Origin of the sequence: Aquicoccus porphyridii, assembly GCF_008369105.1 — a bacterium.
Taxonomy (GTDB): Bacteria; Pseudomonadota; Alphaproteobacteria; order Rhodobacterales; family Rhodobacteraceae; genus Aquicoccus; species Aquicoccus porphyridii.
The window spans coordinates 64,079-85,646 of sequence record NZ_VINQ01000007.1 but is presented as its reverse complement, the minus strand read 5'-3'; the positions used below and the strand labels follow the sequence as shown (position 1 = coordinate 85,646).

22 protein-coding genes and 1 pseudogene are annotated in these 21,568 nt (G+C 58.4%); 16 read left to right on the top strand and 7 right to left on the bottom strand.

Annotated features, from left to right (window positions below; genetic code table 11):
* Window positions 1-2: 2 nt before the first annotated feature.
* Window positions 3-1,526, bottom strand: a complete 1,524-nt coding sequence (gene amaB, locus FLO80_RS11045) for an L-piperidine-6-carboxylate dehydrogenase (protein WP_111368402.1) — start codon at window positions 1,524-1,526, stop codon at window positions 3-5.
* A gap of 354 nt (window positions 1,527-1,880) precedes the next feature.
* On the opposite strand from amaB, the gene FLO80_RS11040 reads away from it, so the two are divergent.
* Both FLO80_RS11040 and FLO80_RS24415 read left to right on the top strand, forming a co-directional pair.
* Entirely contained in the window at window positions 1,881-2,768 is an 888-nt protein-coding gene (locus tag FLO80_RS11040) for a LysR family transcriptional regulator (protein WP_111368405.1), read from the top strand.
* Between the two features lie 11 nt (window positions 2,769-2,779).
* A pseudogene (locus FLO80_RS24415) lies at window positions 2,780-3,034 on the top strand (DDE-type integrase/transposase/recombinase); the annotation flags it as partial.
* A gap of 121 nt (window positions 3,035-3,155) precedes the next feature.
* On the opposite strand, the gene FLO80_RS11035 reads toward FLO80_RS24415, so the two are convergent.
* The gene (locus FLO80_RS11035; protein ID WP_111368410.1) at window positions 3,156-3,767 is read right to left on the bottom strand and encodes a TetR/AcrR family transcriptional regulator; all 612 of its coding nucleotides are present in this window, start codon (window positions 3,765-3,767) and stop codon (window positions 3,156-3,158) included.
* 103 nt (window positions 3,768-3,870) lie between these two features.
* Here FLO80_RS11035 and FLO80_RS11030 point away from each other — a divergent pair, with 103 nt between their 5' ends.
* Window positions 3,871-4,914, top strand: coding sequence for a saccharopine dehydrogenase family protein (locus FLO80_RS11030; RefSeq protein ID WP_111368413.1), 1,044 nt, complete (start codon window positions 3,871-3,873; stop codon window positions 4,912-4,914).
* A gap of 935 nt (window positions 4,915-5,849) precedes the next feature.
* Here FLO80_RS11030 and FLO80_RS11020 read toward each other — a convergent pair.
* From FLO80_RS11020 to FLO80_RS11005, 4 genes are read right to left on the bottom strand one after another with little or no spacing between them, the layout of a single operon-like run.
* Window positions 5,850-6,548: a uracil-DNA glycosylase gene (locus FLO80_RS11020; protein ID WP_111368415.1), complete on the bottom strand. Its 699-nt coding sequence runs from the start codon at window positions 6,546-6,548 to the stop codon at window positions 5,850-5,852.
* On the bottom strand, window positions 6,545-7,693 hold the full coding sequence (locus FLO80_RS11015) for a nucleoside triphosphate pyrophosphohydrolase family protein (protein WP_111368418.1): 1,149 nt from the start codon (window positions 7,691-7,693) through the stop codon (window positions 6,545-6,547). Before FLO80_RS11015 ends, FLO80_RS11020 begins: the two co-directional genes overlap by 4 nt.
* Window positions 7,690-8,307, bottom strand: coding sequence for an Nmad2 family putative nucleotide modification protein (locus FLO80_RS11010; protein WP_188078274.1), 618 nt, complete (start codon window positions 8,305-8,307; stop codon window positions 7,690-7,692). Before FLO80_RS11010 ends, FLO80_RS11015 begins: the two co-directional genes overlap by 4 nt.
* Window positions 8,308-8,327: 20 nt before the next feature.
* The gene (locus FLO80_RS11005) at window positions 8,328-8,801 is read right to left on the bottom strand and encodes a TIR domain-containing protein (protein ID WP_111368420.1); all 474 of its coding nucleotides are present in this window, start codon (window positions 8,799-8,801) and stop codon (window positions 8,328-8,330) included.
* A gap of 106 nt (window positions 8,802-8,907) precedes the next feature.
* Between FLO80_RS11005 and FLO80_RS11000 the strand changes: the two genes are divergently transcribed.
* From FLO80_RS11000 to FLO80_RS10965, 8 genes are all read left to right on the top strand, one after another.
* Window positions 8,908-10,161 carry a toll/interleukin-1 receptor domain-containing protein gene (locus FLO80_RS11000; RefSeq protein WP_111368423.1) on the top strand — a complete coding sequence of 418 codons (1,254 nt, stop codon included), beginning with the start codon at window positions 8,908-8,910 and terminating at the stop codon, window positions 10,159-10,161.
* Between the two features lie 2 nt (window positions 10,162-10,163).
* On the top strand, window positions 10,164-11,039 hold the full coding sequence (locus tag FLO80_RS10995) for a hypothetical protein (protein WP_111368426.1): 876 nt from the start codon (window positions 10,164-10,166) through the stop codon (window positions 11,037-11,039).
* Between the two features lie 221 nt (window positions 11,040-11,260).
* Entirely contained in the window at window positions 11,261-11,722 is a 462-nt protein-coding gene (locus tag FLO80_RS10990; RefSeq protein WP_111368428.1) for an NUDIX hydrolase, read from the top strand.
* Window positions 11,710-12,426 carry a hypothetical protein gene (locus FLO80_RS23025; protein ID WP_149187075.1) on the top strand — a complete coding sequence of 239 codons (717 nt, stop codon included), beginning with the start codon at window positions 11,710-11,712 and terminating at the stop codon, window positions 12,424-12,426. The genes FLO80_RS10990 and FLO80_RS23025 overlap by 13 nt, the downstream gene beginning before the upstream one ends.
* Window positions 12,427-12,433: 7 nt before the next feature.
* The gene (locus FLO80_RS10980; protein WP_111368433.1) at window positions 12,434-13,447 is read left to right on the top strand and encodes a glycosyltransferase family 2 protein; all 1,014 of its coding nucleotides are present in this window, start codon (window positions 12,434-12,436) and stop codon (window positions 13,445-13,447) included.
* A 300-nt stretch (window positions 13,448-13,747) separates the two neighbouring features.
* Complete coding sequence (locus FLO80_RS10975; protein WP_111368436.1) at window positions 13,748-14,074, top strand: type II toxin-antitoxin system PrlF family antitoxin; 327 nt, start codon at window positions 13,748-13,750, stop codon at window positions 14,072-14,074.
* The gene (locus FLO80_RS10970; protein ID WP_111368439.1) at window positions 14,071-14,589 is read left to right on the top strand and encodes a type II toxin-antitoxin system YhaV family toxin; all 519 of its coding nucleotides are present in this window, start codon (window positions 14,071-14,073) and stop codon (window positions 14,587-14,589) included. The genes FLO80_RS10975 and FLO80_RS10970 overlap by 4 nt, the downstream gene beginning before the upstream one ends.
* Window positions 14,590-15,139: 550 nt before the next feature.
* On the top strand, window positions 15,140-15,916 hold the full coding sequence (locus FLO80_RS10965; RefSeq protein ID WP_188078272.1) for a competence protein CoiA: 777 nt from the start codon (window positions 15,140-15,142) through the stop codon (window positions 15,914-15,916).
* A gap of 198 nt (window positions 15,917-16,114) precedes the next feature.
* Here the strand turns inward: FLO80_RS10965 and FLO80_RS10960 are convergent, their stop codons facing one another.
* Complete coding sequence (locus FLO80_RS10960) at window positions 16,115-16,303, bottom strand: hypothetical protein (RefSeq protein ID WP_146611067.1); 189 nt, start codon at window positions 16,301-16,303, stop codon at window positions 16,115-16,117.
* Between the two features lie 350 nt (window positions 16,304-16,653).
* On the opposite strand from FLO80_RS10960, the gene FLO80_RS10955 reads away from it, so the two are divergent.
* The 5 genes from FLO80_RS10955 to FLO80_RS10935 all read left to right on the top strand — a co-directional run bounded on the left by FLO80_RS10955 (window position 16,654) and on the right by FLO80_RS10935 (window position 21,560).
* A complete protein-coding gene (locus FLO80_RS10955; RefSeq protein WP_111368444.1) occupies window positions 16,654-16,956 on the top strand; it encodes a hypothetical protein in 303 nt (100 codons plus the stop codon).
* Window positions 16,957-17,223: 267 nt separating this feature from the next.
* The gene (locus FLO80_RS10950) at window positions 17,224-18,192 is read left to right on the top strand and encodes an IS110 family RNA-guided transposase (RefSeq protein WP_188078271.1); all 969 of its coding nucleotides are present in this window, start codon (window positions 17,224-17,226) and stop codon (window positions 18,190-18,192) included.
* A 335-nt stretch (window positions 18,193-18,527) separates the two neighbouring features.
* Window positions 18,528-18,977 carry a (2Fe-2S)-binding protein gene (locus FLO80_RS10945; protein ID WP_111368450.1) on the top strand — a complete coding sequence of 150 codons (450 nt, stop codon included), beginning with the start codon at window positions 18,528-18,530 and terminating at the stop codon, window positions 18,975-18,977.
* A gap of 13 nt (window positions 18,978-18,990) precedes the next feature.
* Complete coding sequence (locus tag FLO80_RS10940) at window positions 18,991-21,198, top strand: xanthine dehydrogenase family protein molybdopterin-binding subunit (RefSeq protein ID WP_111368452.1); 2,208 nt, start codon at window positions 18,991-18,993, stop codon at window positions 21,196-21,198.
* Window positions 21,198-21,560: a c-type cytochrome gene (locus tag FLO80_RS10935; RefSeq protein ID WP_111368455.1), complete on the top strand. Its 363-nt coding sequence runs from the start codon at window positions 21,198-21,200 to the stop codon at window positions 21,558-21,560. Before FLO80_RS10940 ends, FLO80_RS10935 begins: the two co-directional genes overlap by 1 nt.
* Window positions 21,561-21,568 lie beyond the last annotated feature (8 nt).

Here is a 21,568-nt window from a genome sequence, read left to right as displayed (position 1 = left end):
CATCAGTCGATATCGAAGGTTACGCCCTGCGCGAGGGGTAGCTCTGTCGAATAGTTGATCGTGTTGGTCGCGCGTCGCATATAGGCGCGCCAGGCGTCGGAGCCGGATTCACGACCGCCGCCGGTTTCCTTTTCGCCTCCGAATGCGCCTCCGATCTCGGCGCCGGATGTGCCTATATTGACGTTTGTGATACCGCAATCCGAGCCTTTGGCGGAGAGGAAGATTTCCATCTCACGCAGGTCGGTTGTGAAGATCGCCGAAGACAGGCCGCCGCCGACATCATTGTGCTGTTCGAGCGCGTCGTCGAGATCGGAATATTTCATCACATAGAGGATGGGAGCAAAGGTTTCGCGCGTTACCGGGCCCGTCTGTGCGGGCATCTCGACGATCGCAGGCCGCACGTAATACGCGCTGTCGGGGCCAATTTGTTCGCGCTCACCACCGTGGACGACACCGCCCAGATCCGCGGCCTCGGCGAGGGCCGTGACCATGGAGTCATAGGCGGTCTTGTCGATCAGGGGGCCAACCAGCGCCTGGGTTTCCAGCGGATTGCCCACGGAAACGGAAGCATAGGCCTTCTTCAACGCGGGCACGATCTGATCATAGACGGATTCGTGCACGAAAAGGCGGCGCATGGTGGTGCAGCGTTGTCCGGCGGTGCCCATGGCGCCGAAGGCGATGGCGCGAAGAGCCATATCCATATCGGCGGAAGGGCAGACGATGCCGGCGTTGTTTCCGCCAAGTTCCAGAATGCACTTGCCGAAGCGGGCCGCGACCTTGGGCCCCACGATGCGGCCCATCCGGGTGGAACCCGTTGCCGAGATCAGCGCGACCTTTTCACTCTCGACCAGCGCTTCCCCAACAGAGGGGCCGCCAACCAAAACCTGAGACAGCCCGTCCGGCGCGTCGTCGCCAAAACGGGCGAGTGCACGCTCGAACACGGCTTGGCAGGCCAGCGCGGTCAGCGGGGTTTTCTCCGACGGCTTCCAGATCACCGGGTCGCCGCAGACCAGCGCCAGCGCCGCGTTCCAGCACCAGGGTGCGCAGGGGAAGTTGAACGCGGTGATGATGCCCACCACGCCCAACGGGTGCCATGTTTCCATCATGCGGTGGCCCGGGCGTTCGGTGGCGATGGTCAAGCCGTAAAGCTGTCGCGAGAGGCCAACGGCGAAATCGCAGATGTCGATCATTTCCTGTACTTCGCCTTGGCCTTCGGAGGGCGATTTGCCTGCCTCGATCGAGACTATGCGGCCCAGGTTTTCCTTCGATTTGCGCAGCTCTTCGGCGAAGAGGCGCACCAGTTCGCCGCGGCGGGGGGCAGGGATCAGGCGCCATTTGCGGAATGCCTCGTTTGCCCTGGCGATGGCGGCGTGGGTCTCGGCAACGCTGTGTTCGGGAAGCTGTGCGACGGTTTCACCCGTGACTGGCGAAATGACGGCCAAACCGCCTTCATCGTCGAGCTTTGCGGCTGCGCCGCAGTTTTTCATCGTTTCTGAGACCATGGTCTTGAGCGGTGTTGTCGGCATGGAGGAGCCTTTCCTTATGAGTTTGTATTGGTGGCGCGGAGCGGCACCCGGCACATGTTCGGGGTGCTTGGCCCTGAGCCAGAGCAGAGCCCGCCGGGGACAGGCCATTCCGTGCAGAAAGTCCCCGACAAGGCCGGGGAAAAGGCGAGTTCAATCCGGCCTGTGCAGGCAGATGCGTCGCTCATGTCAGGGCCTTCGGTGATTTGGTATTGGCCTCAGCTTAACGCGGGCACGTTCTTGTTGGCCAATAACCGTTTCGACTGACCCTATTCCTATTTCGCATGGATATTGCGAACCTCAATGCGGAAAAGGTATGATGGGAGAAGTCGGAACCTAGCCAACGGAGACTGCTTGATGATCCAGCCACGCCGCGATCTTCCGGATATGCGCGTTCTTCAGACATTCGAAAGCGCGGCGCGTCATTGCAATTTCACACGTGCCGGGAATGAGCTTTCGCTGACGCAGAGCGCCGTCAGTCGGCAGGTTCGCGAACTCGAGGAGCAACTCGGAAAAAAGCTGTTCGAGCGGGTGCGGGGGCGGGTGGTTCTTACCCTGGCCGGCGAAGCGTTCCTCCCCGAGGTGTCCCGGCTGCTGCAAATGGCGAATTCCACGATGCGTCATGCCTCGGCTGGGGCCAGAGGCGAAAGCGTGCTGGCGATAAATGCCTTGCCGACCTTCGCCGCGCGTTGGCTTGTGCCGCGCTTGCCGGATTTCCTTTCATCTCATCCCGAGGTACGGATCGACGTTTCCACGCGGCGTGACGTCTTCGATTTCGGGCAGGCGCAATGCGCTTTGGCGATTCACTACGGCCAGCCGATCTGGCCCGGCGCAACATGCACCTATCTGTGCGGCGAGGTTGTGGTTCCCGTTGCAGGCGGTGCCTTGCGCAACCGTCCGCTTGCCGATGCCGAGGAACTGGCGGAGGCACCGAAGGTGCATCTGACGGAGCGACCCCATCTCTGGCCCGATTGGTTCCGGGGCGTGGGTCTTGATTTGCCCGATGCCTCTGCAGGACATTGGTTTGAACAATTTTCGCTGACGATCGAGGCGGTCAAGGGAGGATTGGGATATGCTCTGTTGCCGCTCTACCTGATCGAGGCAGAAATCGCGCGGGGCGAGTTGAAAGTCGTACTCGACATACCTCATTCCACCGACCGGGCGTATTACGTTGTCGTTCCCGAAGGGCGGGAAGCCCCGGTCTTGAGCTTTCGTAACTGGCTGACCGGGCAGGTCAGGCGGTGAGGGAAGGGCGGCTTTGGCGGGCTGTCGAGGCCGATGTGCTCGACATCCGGGTCCAATCAAAACGCAACAAGGCTGCAGCGCTGCGTTTCCTGCGGAACCTCTTGAAACCAGCCCCAAGTGATCGTTACGGACAAACTCCGATCCTACTGCGCGACGACGGCGGAGGTCTCACCCGGGTCGAACATCGCCAGCGCCAGGGGGTGAACCACCGAAGCGAGCCCTCTCACCGGCATACCCGCGGGCGCGAGAAGTTCACGGGCCGGTTCAGCCGCCGAACTGACCACTTGAGCGTCGGCATCCCGGGTGAAATCAACCTGACTTCTGCAACCTGACAATGCCGATTCGTTTCCTGTTTGGCTCAAGCAACCGGGGAACATCGGTGCAGCACTAGGTCTGGTTTTCGTGGCGGCGGCTGGCGCAGATCAGTGCATGCGCTGCATCACGGAGCAATCCGGTAGCCTCTCCGGGTTCTAACAACTGCATACTGACAAAGGCCCCGTTGATCAGGACCGCGAGTTGACCGGCGAGCTTATCTGGCGCGGCAACTGCCATCCCCTCGGCGATGGTTTTCAAGCGGCGGCGCATCTCATGCATGTGTCTCTCGATGACCTTGCGGGCAGGATGATCCGCTTCTGGAAACTCGGCCGCGGTATTGATTTGCGGACAGCCCCGGTAATTTTCCCGCGCGACCCGCTCGCCGATCCATTCAATATGTGCATCAAGCTCCGCCTTGGCATCATTCGAATACTGTTTCGCAACGCGGTCCCAAGTACTCCAGAAGTCCAGGTCTTCCTGCTGCAAAAAGGCGGCAACGAGGTCATCCTTTGTGCCAAAATGGCGATAGAGGCTAGTTTTAGCTACACCGGATTGCTCCACAATCAGATCAACCCCGACGGCGCGCACGCCGCGCTGGTAAAATAGTTCTGACGCTGTCTCGAGAATCCGTTCCCGCACCTCGTTGCGGCCGGACGCCCGGGAGTTCTTAGAGCCGTTTGACATTCAAATACCTCCAATTCCGCCAGCATAGCACCAAAGGGATTGACACGCTACAGATCTGTATGCTCTAAATCGCTACAGACCTGTATGTATCGGAACCTTAAACATGAACACCTTATTAAATGACATCACGAACACACCCCATGCTGTCGCGGTTGTGGGAGCCAGTGGCCATACTGGGGGATTCGTTGTAGCCGAGCTATTGCGGCGAGGCTTCCAACCAATCGCCATCGGAAGAAGTGTCGAGCGATTGGCCGCATCAGGTTTTAGCGAACGCGGCGTAGAATGCCGCGTGGCGGCGCTCGAAGATGACAAGGCGTTGGACAGAGCACTCGCTGGCGCAGCAGCGGTTATTAACTGTGCCGGGCCGTTCATCGATACTGCTGACACTGTGGTGCGTGCCGCGTTGCGAGCCGGGATACACTATCTCGACGTAACGGCTGAGCAGTCGAGTGTGCTGGCCACATTCGAACAGCACAGCGCTGCGGCCCAGAATGCGGACGTAACTGTCATCCCGGCAATGGGCTTTTTTGGCGGTTTGTCCGATCTGCTCGTGACAGCAGCGATGAATGAGTGGGAGCACGCTGACACGATCGAAATTCGCGTTGCGCTCGACAGTTGGCATCCAACGGGTGGCACACGCCTGACGGGAAAGAGAAACACGGCGCAGCGCTTAACGATCAGCGGCGGGCAACTGCAGCTGGTACATCACTCCCCCGTCGAAAGAGTTTTCACATTGCCCGCTCCGTTTGGCGAACAGACGTTCGTTGAACTCCCTTTTTCGGAAGTGCCACTGATCTCCCGACACGTCCGAACCACAGAATTGAGCACCTTTCTCAACACAGCCGCCCTGCGAGATATCCGTGATCCCTCGACACCTCCGCCTCAGTCGGTTGATAAGTCCGGACGTTCGGCGCAACGTTTCGCTGTTGAGGTGGTCATCACGCAGGGTGCCGCGCTCCGCAAGATCGTCGCCCAGGGACGAGACATCTACGCCATCTCGGCCCCGATCATATGCGAGGCGGTCCATCGTATCCTGTCGGACAAAACCCGCGCTTCGGGCGTAACGCCGCCGGCAGCCACCTTCAATGCCGCTGACTTCTTGCGGGCGCTTGGACCGGACATGTCGGTGGAGATATCTGCGAGGTAGTTTTTGAATATACGCCCGCTTTCCAACGGACAGGACCCGAGTAACCACGTGGATCGAATATCACCTGTTCCAATTTGCGAGATGCGCCGGATGTTCTTTGACCTGCCAGACCACGACGCGCTGTATCGGGCCTTGTCGGCGCGGGATAGCCGCTTTGACGGGCAGGCGGTTGACCCGTCCCGCACGCAAAGTCACGTGAAACCCGCAAGGGTGTGATCGAGCAGAATCCGTTTTGCCAATTTCTTGCCCAAAGCCCTGCGAGTTCCTGTGATGTTCTGGGATGTGGCAGCAAAACAGGAACGCCGCCCCGGCTTGCGAGATCTGGCATATCGCTTTGTTTTAGTTGGGGTTTCTGGCGGAGACGAAGGGGGCACTATATTTCACCTAACAAGATGATAATAATAGTAAAATTTTTCAAATAAAAAGAGCATACCACATTTTGCACCACGCGGCATTATGTTGAGGGCTTGTCAGCTACTTCGCGCTTCCTCGGCCTTCACACGATCCCGCAACGCCCGCAAAATGACTATCTCGATCTCCCGAACACGAAGTCCATGGCCATATGCGAGCCGGTCAACAAGATTGGCGATCTCCGGATCCCTGGGGCCATATATGGGCCAGTCATGCAGTTCGTGGCTGTCCGGGTGCGTTCTCGGTTTCATCAACCTCATCTCCCAACTGGGCCAGTGCAGCCCCAAGAGTACAATTGCACAGGAAGTCGTTGTTGTGAAAACGTAAACTACGGGCGGGAAGTGTGAATTCGCCGCACATGCAAGGTCACAGGCCTGCATTGCGAAAGCGGCCATTCCCTCGCCACCATGGATTGTCACTTCTCCAACTGAAAACGAGCGCTCATAACTTCAGGTGAGCGGCAGTTCGCCGCGCATGAACCTACATCGGGCCTCGAATGCGCATGCGAACGTCCGCGGTAAAGGCTAACGTGAGCTGCTGTCTGCTTCAGGCATTTGGCCAAATAAACACGGTTCACGCTCAGCCATTTGCGTAGCATAGAGTGACTGCATGGCAGACAGAAACTCATTTTTCCCCCCATAGCTTGGGTGCCGCGCCTTGTAGATGAAGTCCTCGGTGAAGACACCGGACAGCACATTGTAGGCATCATTGCCGATTGCGATGATCCTCTTCGGCTGCAGATAGTTCACCATCTTAATCAAAAGTTCAACTCCAACCCTGCGCTCCTTCGCGTTGTGGGCGCGGTTCGAGAATGGATCGCCCTCGATGAAGGGATGAAGGGGAAAGACATTCCAGAGAAAGACCGGCACGTTGACGCGCAGCAAGACGTCCCAGATTGCAGCGGCTGTCCTTTCGGCGATTGGCTTGCCGAAGGTTGGACGCTGCGCGTCCAGGCCCCAACGCTCCAAATGATCGGCAAAGTGCACGTCATCCGTCAGGGCCAGACCGGTTCGTCGTCCCCCGCGATATCCGAGGTCGCGCCCGACCCAGATCGCATCCAGTTCTGCGTCGGCAGCACGGTCCAGCATTTCTGCCAGGTAGCGCCGTCGCAATTCCGGTGCGTCCTGCGCATCGTAGACGGGGCACCGCTCGAAATATGGGTTAAAGGTATTCTCGAATTGGATGTCTTCCAGCGTCCTGAAAATTTCTTGTGTACTCGTCATGCTTGCTTTCCGGCGGATTTGTAGCGGAGTGTGCGTTCATCGCGATTTCCGACGATGACGCCGCCATTATTCTTTCGCACTTCACGAAATACCTCGTACCCCTGCAAGATCGCGTGCTCCCATTGGTAAAGGGGGCAGGTCTCGACTTCATAGCCACGCACAAAATTGCACACGGCTTTGAGCAAATCGAAGGAAACCGTCTTCTGGTCTTCGAAGAAGTTCACAAATTTCGCATAGGAAAAGATATAGGCTGATAGCCCCTCATCGATGACAATGGCCCGTCCGCTGTCCTGGGCCTCAGCGACGCTTCTCATGCTTCTTCGCTTATGCTTGATCAGCGCTCTGAACGTCGGCGACCAATGCAGGATGGCGGCGTTAGCAAAATGGAAGACATCATGAAAACGATACCCATCCTCATCGGCAATTTTGTCCGATAGCGGATCGCCGATAAAGACGCCGTTCCACCGCAGATAGCTTAGGCCATTGGCCCGTTGCGAAATCTCGATCTCGAAGTGACGCGGCAGCTGTTCTTCTGCAGGAAAGTGGGCATCAAAATCTGGCAGATCATGGGCATTCGGTGCAATGAAGCGACCGCATGCTTTGGCCATGTTGCTGCTCAAAACGGCAGAAAACGATACATCGGCGGCATGTACGGCATCAATGTAGACCCGGACAAAGCTCAGCACCTGTTCCTTGGCCGTATCAGCCGTGATGTCGAGGCTCAGAAGATTGGCCGCCTGTTCGCCCAACCGCAATAGGACAGCATCCAGCGGTGCGATGTCATTAGCGGTCATCACCTGGGCAAACGGATGCGTGGGATCTGCGTTGGCCGCAATGCTGACCGCGTAGCTGTTCCCGCCCAGCACCTGCGCAAACATATCCGAGAGCTTCAGATCCAGACGCCTGCACAGCGCGGCAACATACCAGAGCGTATCGCCGAGTTCTTCCTCGACATCTCGCCGAAATCCCGTGAACGCGGCCTTCTCCCGGTGAAGCTTCTTCGATGTACTCATCACGCTGCCGACTTCGCCAAACAGACCCAGCAGGATCGGCGTGACTTCCGAATCTTCAAAGCGGTCCGTGGGCGCAATGGCTTGCTCGTACTCGGACAGTAGGACATGTGTGCTGGCTGGTGATCCGCTCATTGTGCTGCCCGCTTTCTCGCGGCTTCCACCATGTCGAACGGCCTGCCTTGGTATCCCCGGACCCCCAACTCATTAAACCAGGTCTCGAACATCTCTATCGTTGCGACGTCGGTCACTTTATGTTCTCCAATACCTGAGTGAATGAGGCCAGCTGATTTCAACTGGCCCGGAAGCTCGGGACCTTCTGCACCAAAGTAACTAAATGTCTGCGACACAAGAACGCGGTCAACTGAGGTGTCTTTCTTAGTGTGGTCTGCACGCTGGGTTCCATCTCGGTTGCTATGGTAGGAATCTAGCTGAATCCAATTTTCACCATTTGGGCAGTAGATATTGTCACCACAAGCCATGCGATAGCTTCCAAAGAGATTAGGCCTTTTCTTGGAGAATCGTGGATCGTGCCAGTACTCCGAGAAGGTCAGCGCTTCTTCGACACACATAGCGTGAACCAAGAAGCCACCGCGACGGATTCCCTTCCTATTGCTGCCGGTGCCGATAATCCAATCTCCGATAGAAGCGTGCTTCCTGATCTTTGGCTTACAAGTGGCCAATGTGCAGAACCCATTGAACGGATTCGGTGCAAATCCGCTGTCATAGGCAACAACGTAACTATACATTTTTGGCAATCTAGCCCCCACTAGCACGGATGTCGGCGAATAGACCGGGGCTCGCACGTTGTGCCGTCCGGCGCCTCAAATTGCTCATAATCCCCATTTACAGCGTCAATAATCTTATCTGCGTTCCATCCAACAAGCGCATGCCCGTATTCGTCGAGCGCTTCGGGAACCTCACATCCGTCGGCTCCACGCTCCCACACGCCAACAATGGTTTTGTCCTGCTTGTGAGCGCGCTCGATCTCCCAATTCACCCACTCACTGTTCTTGGTTTCCGGAGAGATATAGACGATCATTGTGCTGGCCCAATCGATGCGGGGCGCAAGTATTTGAGATTTGATATAGTCTGGCGATGTCGCATTGTTCGGACGATCCGAATTGATCGAACTGTCTCGCACGTCCATGCCCTTGTTCTTGAGAAGATTTTTAAGGTCGGTCAGGCCATCATCGTCCTTATGGACGTGGCTGATGAATACATTTTTGGTCTTGTTGCTCATCGGCGTTATCCTTTCAGCGTGACCATATACGGTGTCTTGCCTTGCAGATTACACCAAATATGTGCAAAGTGCGAGCCTGGATCATCCTGCAACCGAAAGGGGTAAGATGCTACCGCCCATCCTTGAAATCTTCGTGCTCTGGCACCCGGACGACCAAAAAGGCGGAAAGTTCGCCGAGACTATCTTCGATCACTTCATGAAGGGGGTGACCTTCTCCGGTGTGATCGGTGGTGGCGTGCAGGTCTCCTTGAGAAGCACGGGATGGGAAGGTCCGGGCACCGTGCCCAGACCCATCTATGCCGAAGGCCAGGCCGCGCCGAACGGTATCCGGCCGGCACACTTCGTGGCTATCGTCCCCTTGCTCGGCACCGAAATGGCCGCATGCGTCGAGGACGAGAACACACACTGGCATGCATATGTGAATGCGATCCAGGACTTGCATCAGGCATCCCCCGAACGCGTCGGCGTGTTCCCCTACGCATTGGATGCAGGCGCTACGCAGGGTACAAAGCTTCAGAATATTCTGGGCAACTTCCAATTCGTTGCGGCGGGCAATCCCGACAGAAACGGTGAAGGCGTCGAGAGCATGGTCTGTCGTGACCTGACACAAGGGCTCGCGCAGTTGGTATCGCCCGATGAAATGGATCGATTGACGGCGTTCATCAGCCACACAAAGCGGCACAGCCAGGGAGAAGGCGAAGATGTCGATACCCTGGTTGATCTGGTGAGGGAAGTTATCAGCACTACGCGCCTGAACGAGTTTTTCGATGCCAATGACCTGCAACCGGGCACCGATTGGGATCAGGAGCTGCGCGACAAATCCGGTACAAGTGCGATGCTCGCGCTGCGCACGGACCTGTATTCCAGCCGGGAATGGTGTCAGCGCGAGGTGGTTATCGCCAAGACGCATGGCATGCCGGTGATCATGATGGACGCCATCGGCATCGGTGAAGAACGTGGCTCGTTCCTGATGGACCATGTGCCCCGGATCGCCGTTCGGAAAGCGGATGGGCGCTGGCAACGGCAGGACGTCTATCGCGCCCTCAATCTCCTGGTCGATGAATGTCTGAAACGCGCGCTCTGGATGCACCAGAAAGATCTTGCTCACGAGCGCCCTGAACTCGATGTTGCATGGTGGGCACCGCATGCGCCCGAACCGCTAACCTTGTCTCGCTGGATAGATACCTATCTGGCGCAAAGCGGCGACGACCAAAGTGACGACACTGTCCGGATTCTGCATCCCGATCCGCCGCTGGGTCCCGAAGAGCGGGATGTGTTGATGAACTATGCGCGAACAACCCGCCTTGGACGGGAGATCGATATCATGACCCCGCGCCAGCTTGCCACGAGGGGGGGGTAGCAATGGCCGCAGAAAAACAAAGGACCGGCCTGCTCCCGGCGGACGCGTTGCATGGCAAACAGCTTGGCTTGTCCGTATCCGACAGTCCCAATCTTGACCGACTCGGACTACTGGATACGCATTTTCGGATGACGCTCGGAGAGTTGGCCCGCACGGTGATCATCGCGGGCGGCTCGCTTTGTTATGGCGGGCATCTGCAACCCGGCGGCATCACGAATTTCCTGATCGAAGAGTTGCACCGCTACGGGCGGCGCGACCGTCCGCTCAAAGTCTGCCTAGCCTGGACGGTTCATCGGGGGATGACGCCGGAGCAGTTAGCCGAACAAAAAGACCTGCTTGGGCTTTTCGGCGAGATACACTTTCTCTCGCCTGAAGGGGATAGGCTCGACGTTCCGGTTGATGAACCCGTGATCGATGATTTTCCAGCCGAAGAGCGCGCCCGCTCTCTAACGGGTTTGCGGACCTACATGACGACCAACACCAGTGCGCGCATAGTCATCGGAGGCAAACGCGCCGGGTTCCAAGGGGTTATGCCGGGTATCTTTGAAGAGGTGATGTTTGCTCTGGAGCGCAGGCAGCCGCTCTATTTGGCCGGAGGATTTGGCGGCGCGGCACTGGATGTCATTCGAAAATTGCGTCCCAACTACGCGGAATGGTTTCCTTCGGCGCACGATGCGCCTGCGCCAGACGAACGGCTTCTCAATGGCCTTGAGCGGATCGAAGAAACTGTCGCGGCTGCGAAGTGGGACGGCTTCGAAAACGGTTTGACTGAGGACGAGAACCTTCTGCTGGCCGCATCCTACCGTCCAAGCGAAGTAGCAGCGCTCGTCGGCAAAGGTATGGGGCGCCTGTTGCCGCCATTGGAAGGTAACGAGTAGATCAGCCGCACTTATGGCGGGCAAGTTGCCAATAGTCGCCAGGCGGTCCCGCAACCGGTGCATTGCTTGCGGCTTCCGCTGGAGCAGCCGATCGATCCGGCACGATCCTTCAACCGCACTAACATTTGCACCTTCCCCTTAAAGCGGAACATGATACACACTACTCAGCCACCAGCGTCGCTCGCTCTGGGCTGAGCACGCGGCATGAATCGAAAGGCACGATGCGTTTGAAGCTTAGCAACGGCGTCGATTACATCGAAGAAGAAGGAATTCTGCGGTTTCCGAATTCGGCAGTTGCAGTATGCGTGTCGGATGACGGTCATTTACTTCTTGTGCGCCAGTTTCGTCAACTGCACCAGCGCGAAACTCTTGAAATCCCAGGTGGTAGGCAGGAAGGCAATGAGAGTGAAATAGAGAACGCCGCACGCGAACTGCTAGAAGAAGCCGGAGTGCGTGGAACGAGGCCAGAACTGATAGCATCGGTGGACCTGGATTTTTCAGCCTCAGCTCACGTTACACATGTCGTGAAGTTTCACGCCGTCGAAGAAGGCTGTGAGGACGGCCGGTTCGAGACGGTATCTGTGTCGCTCAAACGTGCTATGCAAATGATTGCAGAGGGAGAGATAACTCACGCCCCGACTATTATTGCCATCACCTGGGAGGTATTGGGGTGGAAGGCCTAACCGTCGGCTCGGTAGTTTCAGGGATCATCGCAAGCGTTCTGCTGCTGGCGATCGGCTACTTTTTCGAGAAGGGGCGAACGTACTGGGCTACCCGGCATTTTAGGAAAATCTGGCACCCATATGTATCCTCTCCAAGTGCGAAAGTGGTCCTTACGACAAGATCGGGACCAAAGGTTTCGAGCACTCCGCGAGTCAGCCTGGCGGAAGTTCGGGCTTTCCAAAACATTGAGCATATCTCAGCTAGAATCGGAGTGCGCTTCGATCTTCTTGAGAGTACGATTGAGAGTTCGACATTGAGTCAAGAATCCATTATTCTACTTGGAGGCCCAATAGCAAACAATGTTGCAAAGCACTTTTGGCCCGAGGTGGAAAAGCGAGTTCCCTACGCGATCTCATTAGAGACACAAAGCATCAGTTCCGCAAACGCGACATACGAGCCCAAAGAGGATGCGGACGGGTTGCTGAGTGTTGACTACTCATTGGTGGTCAAGATGCGTCGAAACTCGGGAAAGTTTCTTTTCCTATTCGCAGGTTGCCATGGATTTGGCACTTCGGGCAGCACTCGTATTGTGAGCGACCCGGATCTTGTCCGCGACCTTGCCAAGCGAGTAGGTGATCGCGAATTTGTAGCCATTGTTAAGTCGACAATCAATAAAGGTATTGTCGACGCGGTCGAAGTGGTAGACGCATATAACTTTGCTTAGCTACGAGATGGATTCCAGACCAGACACGAACCAAGCCGATAGCAGGATCACACACAAACCGAAGGCCTGTGATAGGGGGCTGGTGACGTCGACGACCGCTCCACCGCACGCTAAATTCTCGTTGATTACCCCATTCCTAGGGCCGCCGACCGCACTCCGAGAGTTCTTGAGGAAATTGATTGCTTGTGAATTGCATCCTGGAGAAATCATTGTCGTTGACAACGGAGAAGAGCATGTGCTCGGGCCCGTGGCTAGGGAATTTGACCGTGTCAGGATTATTCATGAACCCGAACCGGGGCCAGGGCCAGCGCGGAACGCTGGAGCTGCTGTCGCTAACTTTGACGTGATTGCCTTCCTCGATCAGGACTGTAGCCCCATGCCAGGATGGGCCAGAGCTGTTTCCGATGCATTCCAAGATGAGTCGGTGAGCATTGTCGCAGGTCAAGTGCATAGCTATATATCGGACAATTTTTCTGATGCCTCCGTAGTCGCATATCAGAAGGTATTTGCGCATCGAAATGATTTGAACATTCGTAATGGCTTCGTCGGAACAGGGAATCTAGCCGTTCGTAAGCACGTTTTCGACAAGGTTGGCGGCTTTTCGGGAATAAATCGAAGTGAGGAGCGAGACTGGAGTAGTCGCGCGACGAAGGCAGGCTTTTCCCTTGGGTATTCTCCAGAAATGGGGGTCCATCACCCGATGAGCAGGAGTATTGAGCAGCTTCATTTCCGCGTGCGGCGTGAGTATGCCTTAGAATACTTGACGCGTGTGGAAGATTACGGTGAACGTATTAGTTTATTTCGTGAAGCCGTCAACGTCCTTTGGGAGCTCGCTGGTGAACTTCATGATATCGCACAAACTGATAGAGTGCCGAGTGTTCGAGAACGCATCCTTGCCGCAGTATGTTGCGCTCGCCTTGCGGGCCGAAAAATACTTACCATCGCAGGGGTAGTTCTGTCCGGATCGGCAAGTGACGTGATATCGGAGTGGCGAGTGCGGACGGTCTCGCGGGGCAAGTGAACGATAAAAGTTCCGGACGGACCTAGGCAATGAAAGGGCTCTCTTTTTGCGTTGTGCGCGCGACTAGTGGGGTTCACTTGTCCCGGGGTACGTACCTCTGAGCTGGCGTCGTTAATGCACCACGTATCGAACGGTCGGTCTGGGGCAGCTGCGATGCAGCATTGGGCCAAGGCTGCAGTTCCGGTATGGGCGCGTCCGCGCCCCGCCTTAACAAGGCACACCTTACCACTTCGCTTGACACGGCAATGCAAATGCATTACCTATCATGTGTTCCAAATGCCATTCTCTTAGGAGGCTGCTATGACCGCGCTCGCTCAGGATGTTTCGAAGCTCACCGATCGCTATCAGACCACGGTTCCAAGCGGCGTGCGCAAGCAACTGAAACTCGGCAAAGGTGATCAGATTCGTTATTGCATTGAGCCGAGCGGCCGCGTCTATATCGAGCCCGTGCGCGCTGAGGAAGGCGATGCCGCGCTCGGTGCGTTCCTCGATTTTGTCGAAGCCGATATCAAGGCGCACCCGGAACACATCCGGGCGTTTGAAGGTGCCTTGCGTGACCGCCTCGCGGCACTTGTCGGAGACATTGACCTTGATCTCGACGCGCCGCTGTCGCCCGAGGACGAATGACGGGCGGCACCAAGCCCACCGAGGCGGCGCTTGTCGTCAACGGGTGGTCGATTTACGCGCACCCGATCTTTCTTGATCAACTCGAAGGGCTGACCGAGGAGGTCGAACAGCGCAAGCGGCGCGACCCCAAAACGTGGCGCAAGAAGAACTGTACGAAACGACTGGCGGCAATCTTCAAGCTGGTGACTGAAGCAATACCGGTTGACCCGGGTGCTTCGGCGTTTCGGCAAGGCGACACGCTCGGTGATGACCGAAAGCACTGGTTTCGAGCGAAGTTCTTCCAGCAGTATCGACTTTTTTACCGATTCAATAGCGACGCGAAGGTCATCGTGCTCGCCTGGGTGAACGACGAGAAGACCTTGAGGGCTTATGGAAGCAAGACGGATGCCTATGCGACCTTCAGAGGCATGTTGGACGGTGGAAACCCTCCAGACAATTTCGACTCGCTGATGAATGAGGCCGTGGCAGCGGCGGAGCGGTTTGAGGATGGCCTCAAGGCTGCGCCTGATCGTTAGGAGGGCGGCGGGAAACGCCGAAGCCCCCCGGTTACGCACCCCCGTCTACTGGGCCCGCTTGTTAGATGACATTCTCGCTGCGCCCGTCATTCCAGCGCGGCACTTGCTCGCCGGTGTTCCATTCATTGAGCCAGTCGGCGCTGGTGATCATTCAAACCGACATCGTTGGCTATCGGCCTGCACGATAGACGACCTGCGAGGCTCAATCCGCGTAGCTGCGAACTCGGAGCGACATCGAAATGTGTCAGGTCCAAAGGCGGATCAGCGAGAAGGCCCGTTCGCGGGGTGGGGCTCGGGCAACCAATGCGGCTCATCTTTGACACCAAGAATATTTGAGATATGCTCTGGTCATGCTTCGAGAAAAAGGTGGCGCCAGGCATCGCGTTGAGCCGCCCCAATAACCGGTGAATGGCGAAAAAGCCCGCGCACCGAAGAGAACCAAGAACCAGCACCGGACACCTACCGGCAGAGCTGCGCACCAACTTTTCCGACTTCGAAAACGCTCGCCGGATTCCCGTGCGCGCGCCCCCACGACATGAAGGGAAACGATATGGAATTTGCACTGGTGAATGGTGAGCGCGACATCCCACAGCTAGGTGTCGTCGCTGAATGCCCAGGATGCGGGGCACCGGTAACCGCAAAATGTGGCGAGCAGAGGGTCTGGCATTGGGCCCACAAAGGCCGGAAGCATTGCGATCCATGGCATGAAAATGAGACCGAGTGGCACCGCGGCTGGAAAAGCCTGTTCCCGCAGGAATGCCAGGAGGTGATCCACGTTGCTCCTGACGGGGAGAAACATATCGCCGATGTGAAGACGCCCCATGGCCTGGTCATCGAGTTTCAGCATTCGCATTTGCAGCCGGACGAGCGCCGCGCCCGGGAAGCATTCTATGATCGAATGATCTGGGTGGTAGACGGATCGCGGCTTAAAAGGGATCGACCGCGGTTGGTCGAGAGTTTCCGTTTCTGGCACCGGGTGGGAAACAGCCTGCTGTTCCTCACACCTTTTGTGGGCAAGACCCTGCCGAAAAACTGGACGGGCTGCAAGGTTCCAGTGATGTTTGATTTCACCGCTGGCGACAATTTCGTTGCGCGCACAACACCGGGCGGCACCAATCTTTGGTGTCTTTTCCCCGGTAGGGTAGCCGGGTACGCCATGATTGCCCTTTGTGGCAGAAATGCACTTCTCAGGGATGCTCTGTCAGGCAAGCTGAACCTAAACCATGAGGGTCTCGCCAAGGGCGTTACAACTTACATGGCCCGCCAGAATGCAGCCGCGAGGATGCAGACAAGGCGTTGGTCAGGACGGCGGCGCGCACGATTTTGATCGAAGGCACTGGAAATCGCTCGGGGCAAGGCGAAGCCTGCCGCCGTCCATGTGCCCGAAACCGTTGACGTGGCCGCGATCCAAAGGCGGCAGGGATGTTCCTGAGCTGCCTTTTCCGCCCGCTACGAGTTGGGCGAAAACACCACCAGGGATTGGGAACAACATCGACGCATCCCGGATCGGGCGGCGGTGTTGTTTCTAAAGGTTATCGGTCGAGCGCGAGGAATCGGGATCTTGCTCGTAGATGATATTCTTCCTGCGCCCGCCCTTCCAGCGGGGCACCTGTTCTCCGGTGTTCCATTCGTAGAGCCATCCGACGACCTCGCGCGTCCTAGCATCGAGGATGCGTTTGATTGCCTTCGCTTCCAATCTTTCCTGTCTCGGCATGGTCTTCACTCCGTTTCACTGATCCACGGAGCGCCCCGTTCCCGCGCCTTCTTCATCATTGAAGGGGGGTAAGCGCCCGCTTACCCCTGCCGAGCGGCGAGCGTGAGAGGATGGGGGTGAAGCAAAATCGACAGGGGTGGTGCGGCCCGCAGGCGCAGCCGAGGACACGGCCCTGTCTATTTCGCTTCAGGGGGAAGGAAGCCGAAACTCCTTCCCCTTCAAGGGATGGGTGTGGCGCGGCTGGCCGCGCCCCTTCTGTCTATCAGTGCGGATGTAAGGAGTTGCTGCTTGCACGAGCGGTATCTGCTGGCCACAATGGAATAGCCCATTGAAACCATACGGATGGCAAGATGCCCGATTTGATCCTTAACCTGTCATACGACCTCTATGGGCGGCTTTGTGAACTGGCGCGGGACGATGGGGTTTCCGCTGAAACGCTGGCCCGCCAGACCATCACCTTGAAGGTCGGCTGCAACCCGTCTTCGGAGGAGGATCCGATCTCCACCGGCTTTCTGAGGCGCCATACAGACGATGTTCTGGCGATTGCAGATAGAGAGGCCGTTTATCTCAAGGATTCGGAAGATCGGAAATTCGTTTTGGTTTCAGCGGATTACGACCCGCGACTTCTGACTCCCGGCACATCCGGAGGTTGATGTCCATCCTAGGGGCTGTCTGCCCCCGTGCCTGGCGGCACTCCCCCGAGGATTATGCGTAAGACATTGCCTCTATTTTCTTCTCTGAGAGAATGAAGGCGGTCGGTTTCTCGGATGGCCATCCGGGAGCTGGTGGCGGGCGGGCCTCCCCGAGGAATGACCCGATCTGCGGTCGCAAAGTATCTTGCCACCCGTCACATCTGTCCGGCCATCCGAACGGTAGAAGGGCTTTCGCGGCCGAGCATAATCAGGGATAACGACAAAGATATGAGCAGTATTTCGAGCGAGGTAGATCGCACCAACATCATTGCATTCGAAGTTTCCAAAGCCAGCCTGACGGTTCACAGTTTGCCAGATGATCGGCAGATGACGATCCCAAACAGCGCGGCAGCGGTCAAACGGTTGCTCAAGGCCGCAAGCAAGGACCGGTTGCCCTTCATCGTCTGTGAGGCGTCCGGCGGGTATGAGCGCATAGTTCTTGAATGCTGTGTCGAACAGGGTTTGCCTGTCCGTCGCGCGCATGGCACGCGAACCCGGAACTTTGCGAAGTATCTAGGTCTATCGGCCAAAACAGATTCAGTGGACGCAAGGATGCTGGCACTCTTTGCAGCAAAGTCGGATGACCTGCGTTTATGGCAACCACCTAGCAAAGAAACAGTCGAGCTTCGCGGCTTGCGGCGTCGGCGCGATGATCTTGCCCAGATGATCCGTACTGAACAAAACAGACTGGAACATCCGCAAATCAAAGCGGTAGAGCGATCATTGAAGCGCCATGTTCGGGCTATGACCAAGGAAATGAATGAACTGGATACCCAGATCGCCAAGCTGGTCGCTGCGACACCAGAGTTTCGGCGGAAGTCGGATCTTCTGACATCGGTGATTGGCGTCGGCCCCAAGACTGCTGCGGCCTGCCTTGCCTATGTGCCGGAACTCGGCTCACTGACAAAAGGCGAGGCAGCGGCCATCGTTGGTCTTGCGCCGCACGCCCAGGATTCCGGGGCAATGAAGGGCCACTGCCGCATTTCAGGCGGAAGACGAGAAGTCAGGGCGAGCCTCTACATGGCTGCTCTTTCAACGCTGCGATACGATCCGGCAATGCAATCATTTGCACGCCGATTGCGTGAGCGTGGCAAGCCTGCCAAGGTCGCAATCACAGCCATCATGCGCAAGCTGATCGTCATAATGAACGCTGTCCTGAAGACGGGAGAACCGGCGCGACGGCCTTTGCCTGCATGACGATTGCAGACCTTCGCTGCCACGTCTACGAATTGGAAAGATGCGGACAACACTGCCATTTGCCGCGCCATCGCCGATGTCAGATTTCGAGATCAAGCGATCCCAATTCGATCAGATGAGAAGTTCGCAATAGCCGTACCACGCTCGATCCAACGTCGCGTTTTCGGCCTGCCCCTTGCCTAGGCTGCGGGCGAACCGGCACGTATCCGTCCGGCGACAGGAATTGGCGGGGTGTGCAAGTCGGTTTGGCATAATCCGCCAGTTACAACCGCCGCGCCGGGCCTCATATTATGCGCAAAGGCGCGATGCGAACCCCACCATACGGAAGGCAGGTCATGACGAGGATTACCATCAACGACACCGAACATGAGATCGAGGCCGACGAGGGCATGCCGCTTTTGTGGGCGATCCGCGATATTCTGGGCATGACCGGCACCAAATACGGCTGCGGCATCGGCATGTGCGGCGCATGCACGGTGCTGGTCGACGGGGTGCCGACGCGGTCCTGCTCCCTGCCGGTGGAGGCAGTCGAGGGGCAGTCGATCACCACGATCGAAGCCATCGAGGAAGACGCCGTCGGGCGGCGCGTAGTCGAGGCCTGGGTGACCAATCAGGTGCCGCAATGCGGCTATTGCCAGTCCGGCCAGGTGATGGCGGCGACGGCGCTGCTGAAAGACAATGCCGCGCCGAGCGATGCAGACATTGCGGACGCGATGAGCAACCTGTGTCGCTGCGGCACCTACAACGCCATCGCCGCCGCCGTGCGCGATGCGGCGCAAAGCTGAGGAGGCCAGAGTCATGAATGTCATCGACCAGACCCCCGCCCGCCCCGCAACCGTCAACCTGTCGCGCCGGGGCTTCCTTGGTGCCTCGCTCGGCAGCCTGGTGCTGGCCGTCGCCCTGCCCGGCCGGTCGGCCCGCGCGCAAGAGACCGCCGAGATCGTGCCCGGCACCCGTGTCGGTGCCTTCATCGAGATTGGCGCCGACGGGCGCGTGCGCCTGCAAAGCCCCTTCATCGAGGGCGGCCAGGGAATTTTTACCGCGCTGGCGCAGCTGGTCGGCGAGGAGCTTGATTCTGATCCTGCCGATTTCATCGTCGAGAACGCTCCGCCGGGCCCAGATTATCAGCTTGGCGGTTTCCGCATTACCGGCGGCAGCCATTCCGTGCAGGCAAGCTATGAGCCGATGCGCCGCTTGGGCGCTGCCGCCCGGCAGATGTTGCTTGCGGCTGGGGTCGCCCGTCTGGACGTGCCGGTTGGTCAGTTGAGCACAGAGCCGGGCAAGGTGATCCACGCCGCTTCGGGCCGGAGCCTGAGCTATGGTGAATTGGCCGGTGAGGCCGCTGCCCTGCCTGTGCCCGACGATGTCACGCTGCGCGACGAAGCCGATTTCCGCTGGATTCGCCAGCCGCTGAAACGGCTCGACATCCGCGACAAATCCACCGGCAAGGCCACCTATACGATTGACGTGCAGGTCGAGGGCATGGCGCATGCCGCCATTCAGCATGCGCCGCGTCTGGGTGGAGAACCCGGTCGGATTGCCAATGAGGCCGTAGTGGCGGCAATGACAGGCGTTCAGTCGATCCAGCGACTGCAGGGGGCGGTGGCGGTGATCGCCGATTACTGGTGGCACGCACGCCAAGCCGTCGAGGCGCTCCAAGTCACCTGGACCGAGCCCGAACCGGGCACGCCGAACACCATGCCCGCCGATTTCTCAACCACCGCCCTGCGCGCAGCGCAGATCGCAGCGCCGGGGCCGGGCATTGACGCCGAGAACCACGGCGATACCGCCAGCGCCCTGGCCGCTGCGGCGCAGGTGGTGGAAGCCACCTATGACGCACCCCTGCTGGTTCACGGGCAGCTTGAACCGCCGTCGACCCTGGCACGCTGGAACGCGGACGGCACGCTGGACCTCTGGCTGCCGAACCAGGCGCCGGATGTGTTCCGCAATGTCGCCGCCCAGGTGCTGGGCCTCGCACCGGAGCAGATCCATATCCATTCGCCGCTGCTGGGCGGGTTCTTCGGACGGCATTTCCTGTACAACGCCGGTCATCCTTTCCTGCAGGCCGCTTTCCTGGCCCGCGCCGCCGGGCGCCCGGTCAAGCTGATCTGGAGCCGCGAGGAGGAATTCCTGCGTGATTCCATGCGGCCGCAATTCGTGGCGCGGATGCGCGCCGGGCTTGACGACAAGGGCCTGCCGGTGGCGCTGGAGATCGAGACCGTGGGCGACGGCCCCAGCGTTGGCCAGCCCGAAGGCGTTGCCAAGACCTCGGTGGTGGAGGGGCTGCGCGAAAAACCCTATGCCATCGCCAACCGCCGCATCGCCCAGGTGGTGCATCCCTATCCGGTCACCTTGGGCTTCTGGCGCTCGGTCGGCCATTCGATGAACGGATTCTTCTACGAGGGGTTCCTTGACGAGATTGCCGATGCCGGCGGGCAAGATCCCTTCACCCTGCGCCAACACCTGCTGTCGGACAGCCCGCGCCACCTGACGCTGCTTGATACCGTGAGCGAACTCTCTGGTGGCTGGAAACGGGGGCCTTATACGGCCGAAGACGGCAGCCGCCGCGCCCGAGGTGTGGCCATGGCCTCGGCCTTTGGCAGTGAATTGGCGACCCTTGCCGAAGTCTCCATCGAATATGGCGAGGCCAAGGTGCACGACATCTGGGTCGCGGTCGATCCGGGCAAGATCGTCAACCCGGCCATCATCAGGGCGCAAGTCGAGTCCTCGGTGGCGACGGGCCTGTCCTCGGCACTGGTCGAAGAACAGACCTATGAAAACGGCATGCCGCAGGCCCGCAACTTCGATGGCTACCCTTTCCTAGCGCGCTATCAGATGCCCCGCGTTCACGTTGGCATCGTCGAAAGCGGTGCACCCATTGGCGGCATCGGTGAACCCGGCGTGCCCGGCACCCCGCCCGCCGTGGTCAACGCCGTCGCGGCGCTGACCGGGCAGCGCATCCGCAGCCTGCCGCTGTCGAAAACCGAACTTGAGGAGACGCTGTGATGCGCTTGGCAAGTGTGGCCCTACTGATCCTAACCGCCCCGGCACTGGCACAAGAGGTTGAGGGCGACGCCGAACGCGGCCAGAACCTGTTCCAGCGGCAATGCACCAGTTGCCACGCTGTGGATGAGCCGCGCAACAGTGCTGGGCCAACATTGCAAGGGCTGATGGGCCGGGTGGCAGGTAGCGCCGAGGGGTTTACCTATTCTTCGGCCCTGCAAGAGTCCGGCATCACCTGGACCGAGGAGGCACTTGATGCCTATCTCGCCAATCCCGGGGCACTGGTGCGCGGCACCAGGATGGCCGTGCGGGTGCCGAACGACGCGCACCGCCGCGACATCATCGCCTATCTGGCGGCACAGTAGCACGGGAA

Bases quoted from the DNA above. Each gene is read 5' to 3' on its own strand.
- FLO80_RS10975 (WP_111368436.1), top strand. From the start codon at position 13,748: ATGACCGCGCTCGCTCAGGATGTTTCGAAGCTCACCGATCGCTATCAG.
- FLO80_RS10955 (WP_111368444.1), top strand. From the start codon at position 16,654: ATGCCCGATTTGATCCTTAACCTGTCATACGACCTCTATGGGCGGCTT.
- FLO80_RS10970 (WP_111368439.1), top strand. From the start codon at position 14,071: ATGACGGGCGGCACCAAGCCCACCGAGGCGGCGCTTGTCGTCAACGGG.
- FLO80_RS10990 (WP_111368428.1), top strand. From the start codon at position 11,261: ATGCGTTTGAAGCTTAGCAACGGCGTCGATTACATCGAAGAAGAAGGA.
- FLO80_RS10945 (WP_111368450.1), top strand. From the start codon at position 18,528: ATGACGAGGATTACCATCAACGACACCGAACATGAGATCGAGGCCGAC.
- FLO80_RS11020 (WP_111368415.1), bottom strand. From the start codon at position 6,548: ATGACGAGTACACAAGAAATTTTCAGGACGCTGGAAGACATCCAATTC.
- FLO80_RS11030 (WP_111368413.1), top strand. From the start codon at position 3,871: ATGAACACCTTATTAAATGACATCACGAACACACCCCATGCTGTCGCG.
- amaB (WP_111368402.1), bottom strand. From the start codon at position 1,526: ATGCCGACAACACCGCTCAAGACCATGGTCTCAGAAACGATGAAAAAC.
- FLO80_RS10980 (WP_111368433.1), top strand. From the start codon at position 12,434: ATGGATTCCAGACCAGACACGAACCAAGCCGATAGCAGGATCACACAC.
- FLO80_RS11005 (WP_111368420.1), bottom strand. From the start codon at position 8,801: ATGAGCAACAAGACCAAAAATGTATTCATCAGCCACGTCCATAAGGAC.
- FLO80_RS11035 (WP_111368410.1), bottom strand. From the start codon at position 3,767: ATGTCAAACGGCTCTAAGAACTCCCGGGCGTCCGGCCGCAACGAGGTG.
- FLO80_RS11040 (WP_111368405.1), top strand. From the start codon at position 1,881: ATGATCCAGCCACGCCGCGATCTTCCGGATATGCGCGTTCTTCAGACA.
- FLO80_RS11015 (WP_111368418.1), bottom strand. From the start codon at position 7,693: ATGAGCGGATCACCAGCCAGCACACATGTCCTACTGTCCGAGTACGAG.
- FLO80_RS10935 (WP_111368455.1), top strand. From the start codon at position 21,198: ATGCGCTTGGCAAGTGTGGCCCTACTGATCCTAACCGCCCCGGCACTG.
- FLO80_RS11000 (WP_111368423.1), top strand. From the start codon at position 8,908: ATGCTACCGCCCATCCTTGAAATCTTCGTGCTCTGGCACCCGGACGAC.
- FLO80_RS10960 (WP_146611067.1), bottom strand. From the start codon at position 16,303: ATGCCGAGACAGGAAAGATTGGAAGCGAAGGCAATCAAACGCATCCTC.
- FLO80_RS11010 (WP_188078274.1), bottom strand. From the start codon at position 8,307: ATGTATAGTTACGTTGTTGCCTATGACAGCGGATTTGCACCGAATCCG.
- FLO80_RS10965 (WP_188078272.1), top strand. From the start codon at position 15,140: ATGGAATTTGCACTGGTGAATGGTGAGCGCGACATCCCACAGCTAGGT.
- FLO80_RS10940 (WP_111368452.1), top strand. From the start codon at position 18,991: ATGAATGTCATCGACCAGACCCCCGCCCGCCCCGCAACCGTCAACCTG.
- FLO80_RS10995 (WP_111368426.1), top strand. From the start codon at position 10,164: ATGGCCGCAGAAAAACAAAGGACCGGCCTGCTCCCGGCGGACGCGTTG.
- FLO80_RS10950 (WP_188078271.1), top strand. From the start codon at position 17,224: ATGAGCAGTATTTCGAGCGAGGTAGATCGCACCAACATCATTGCATTC.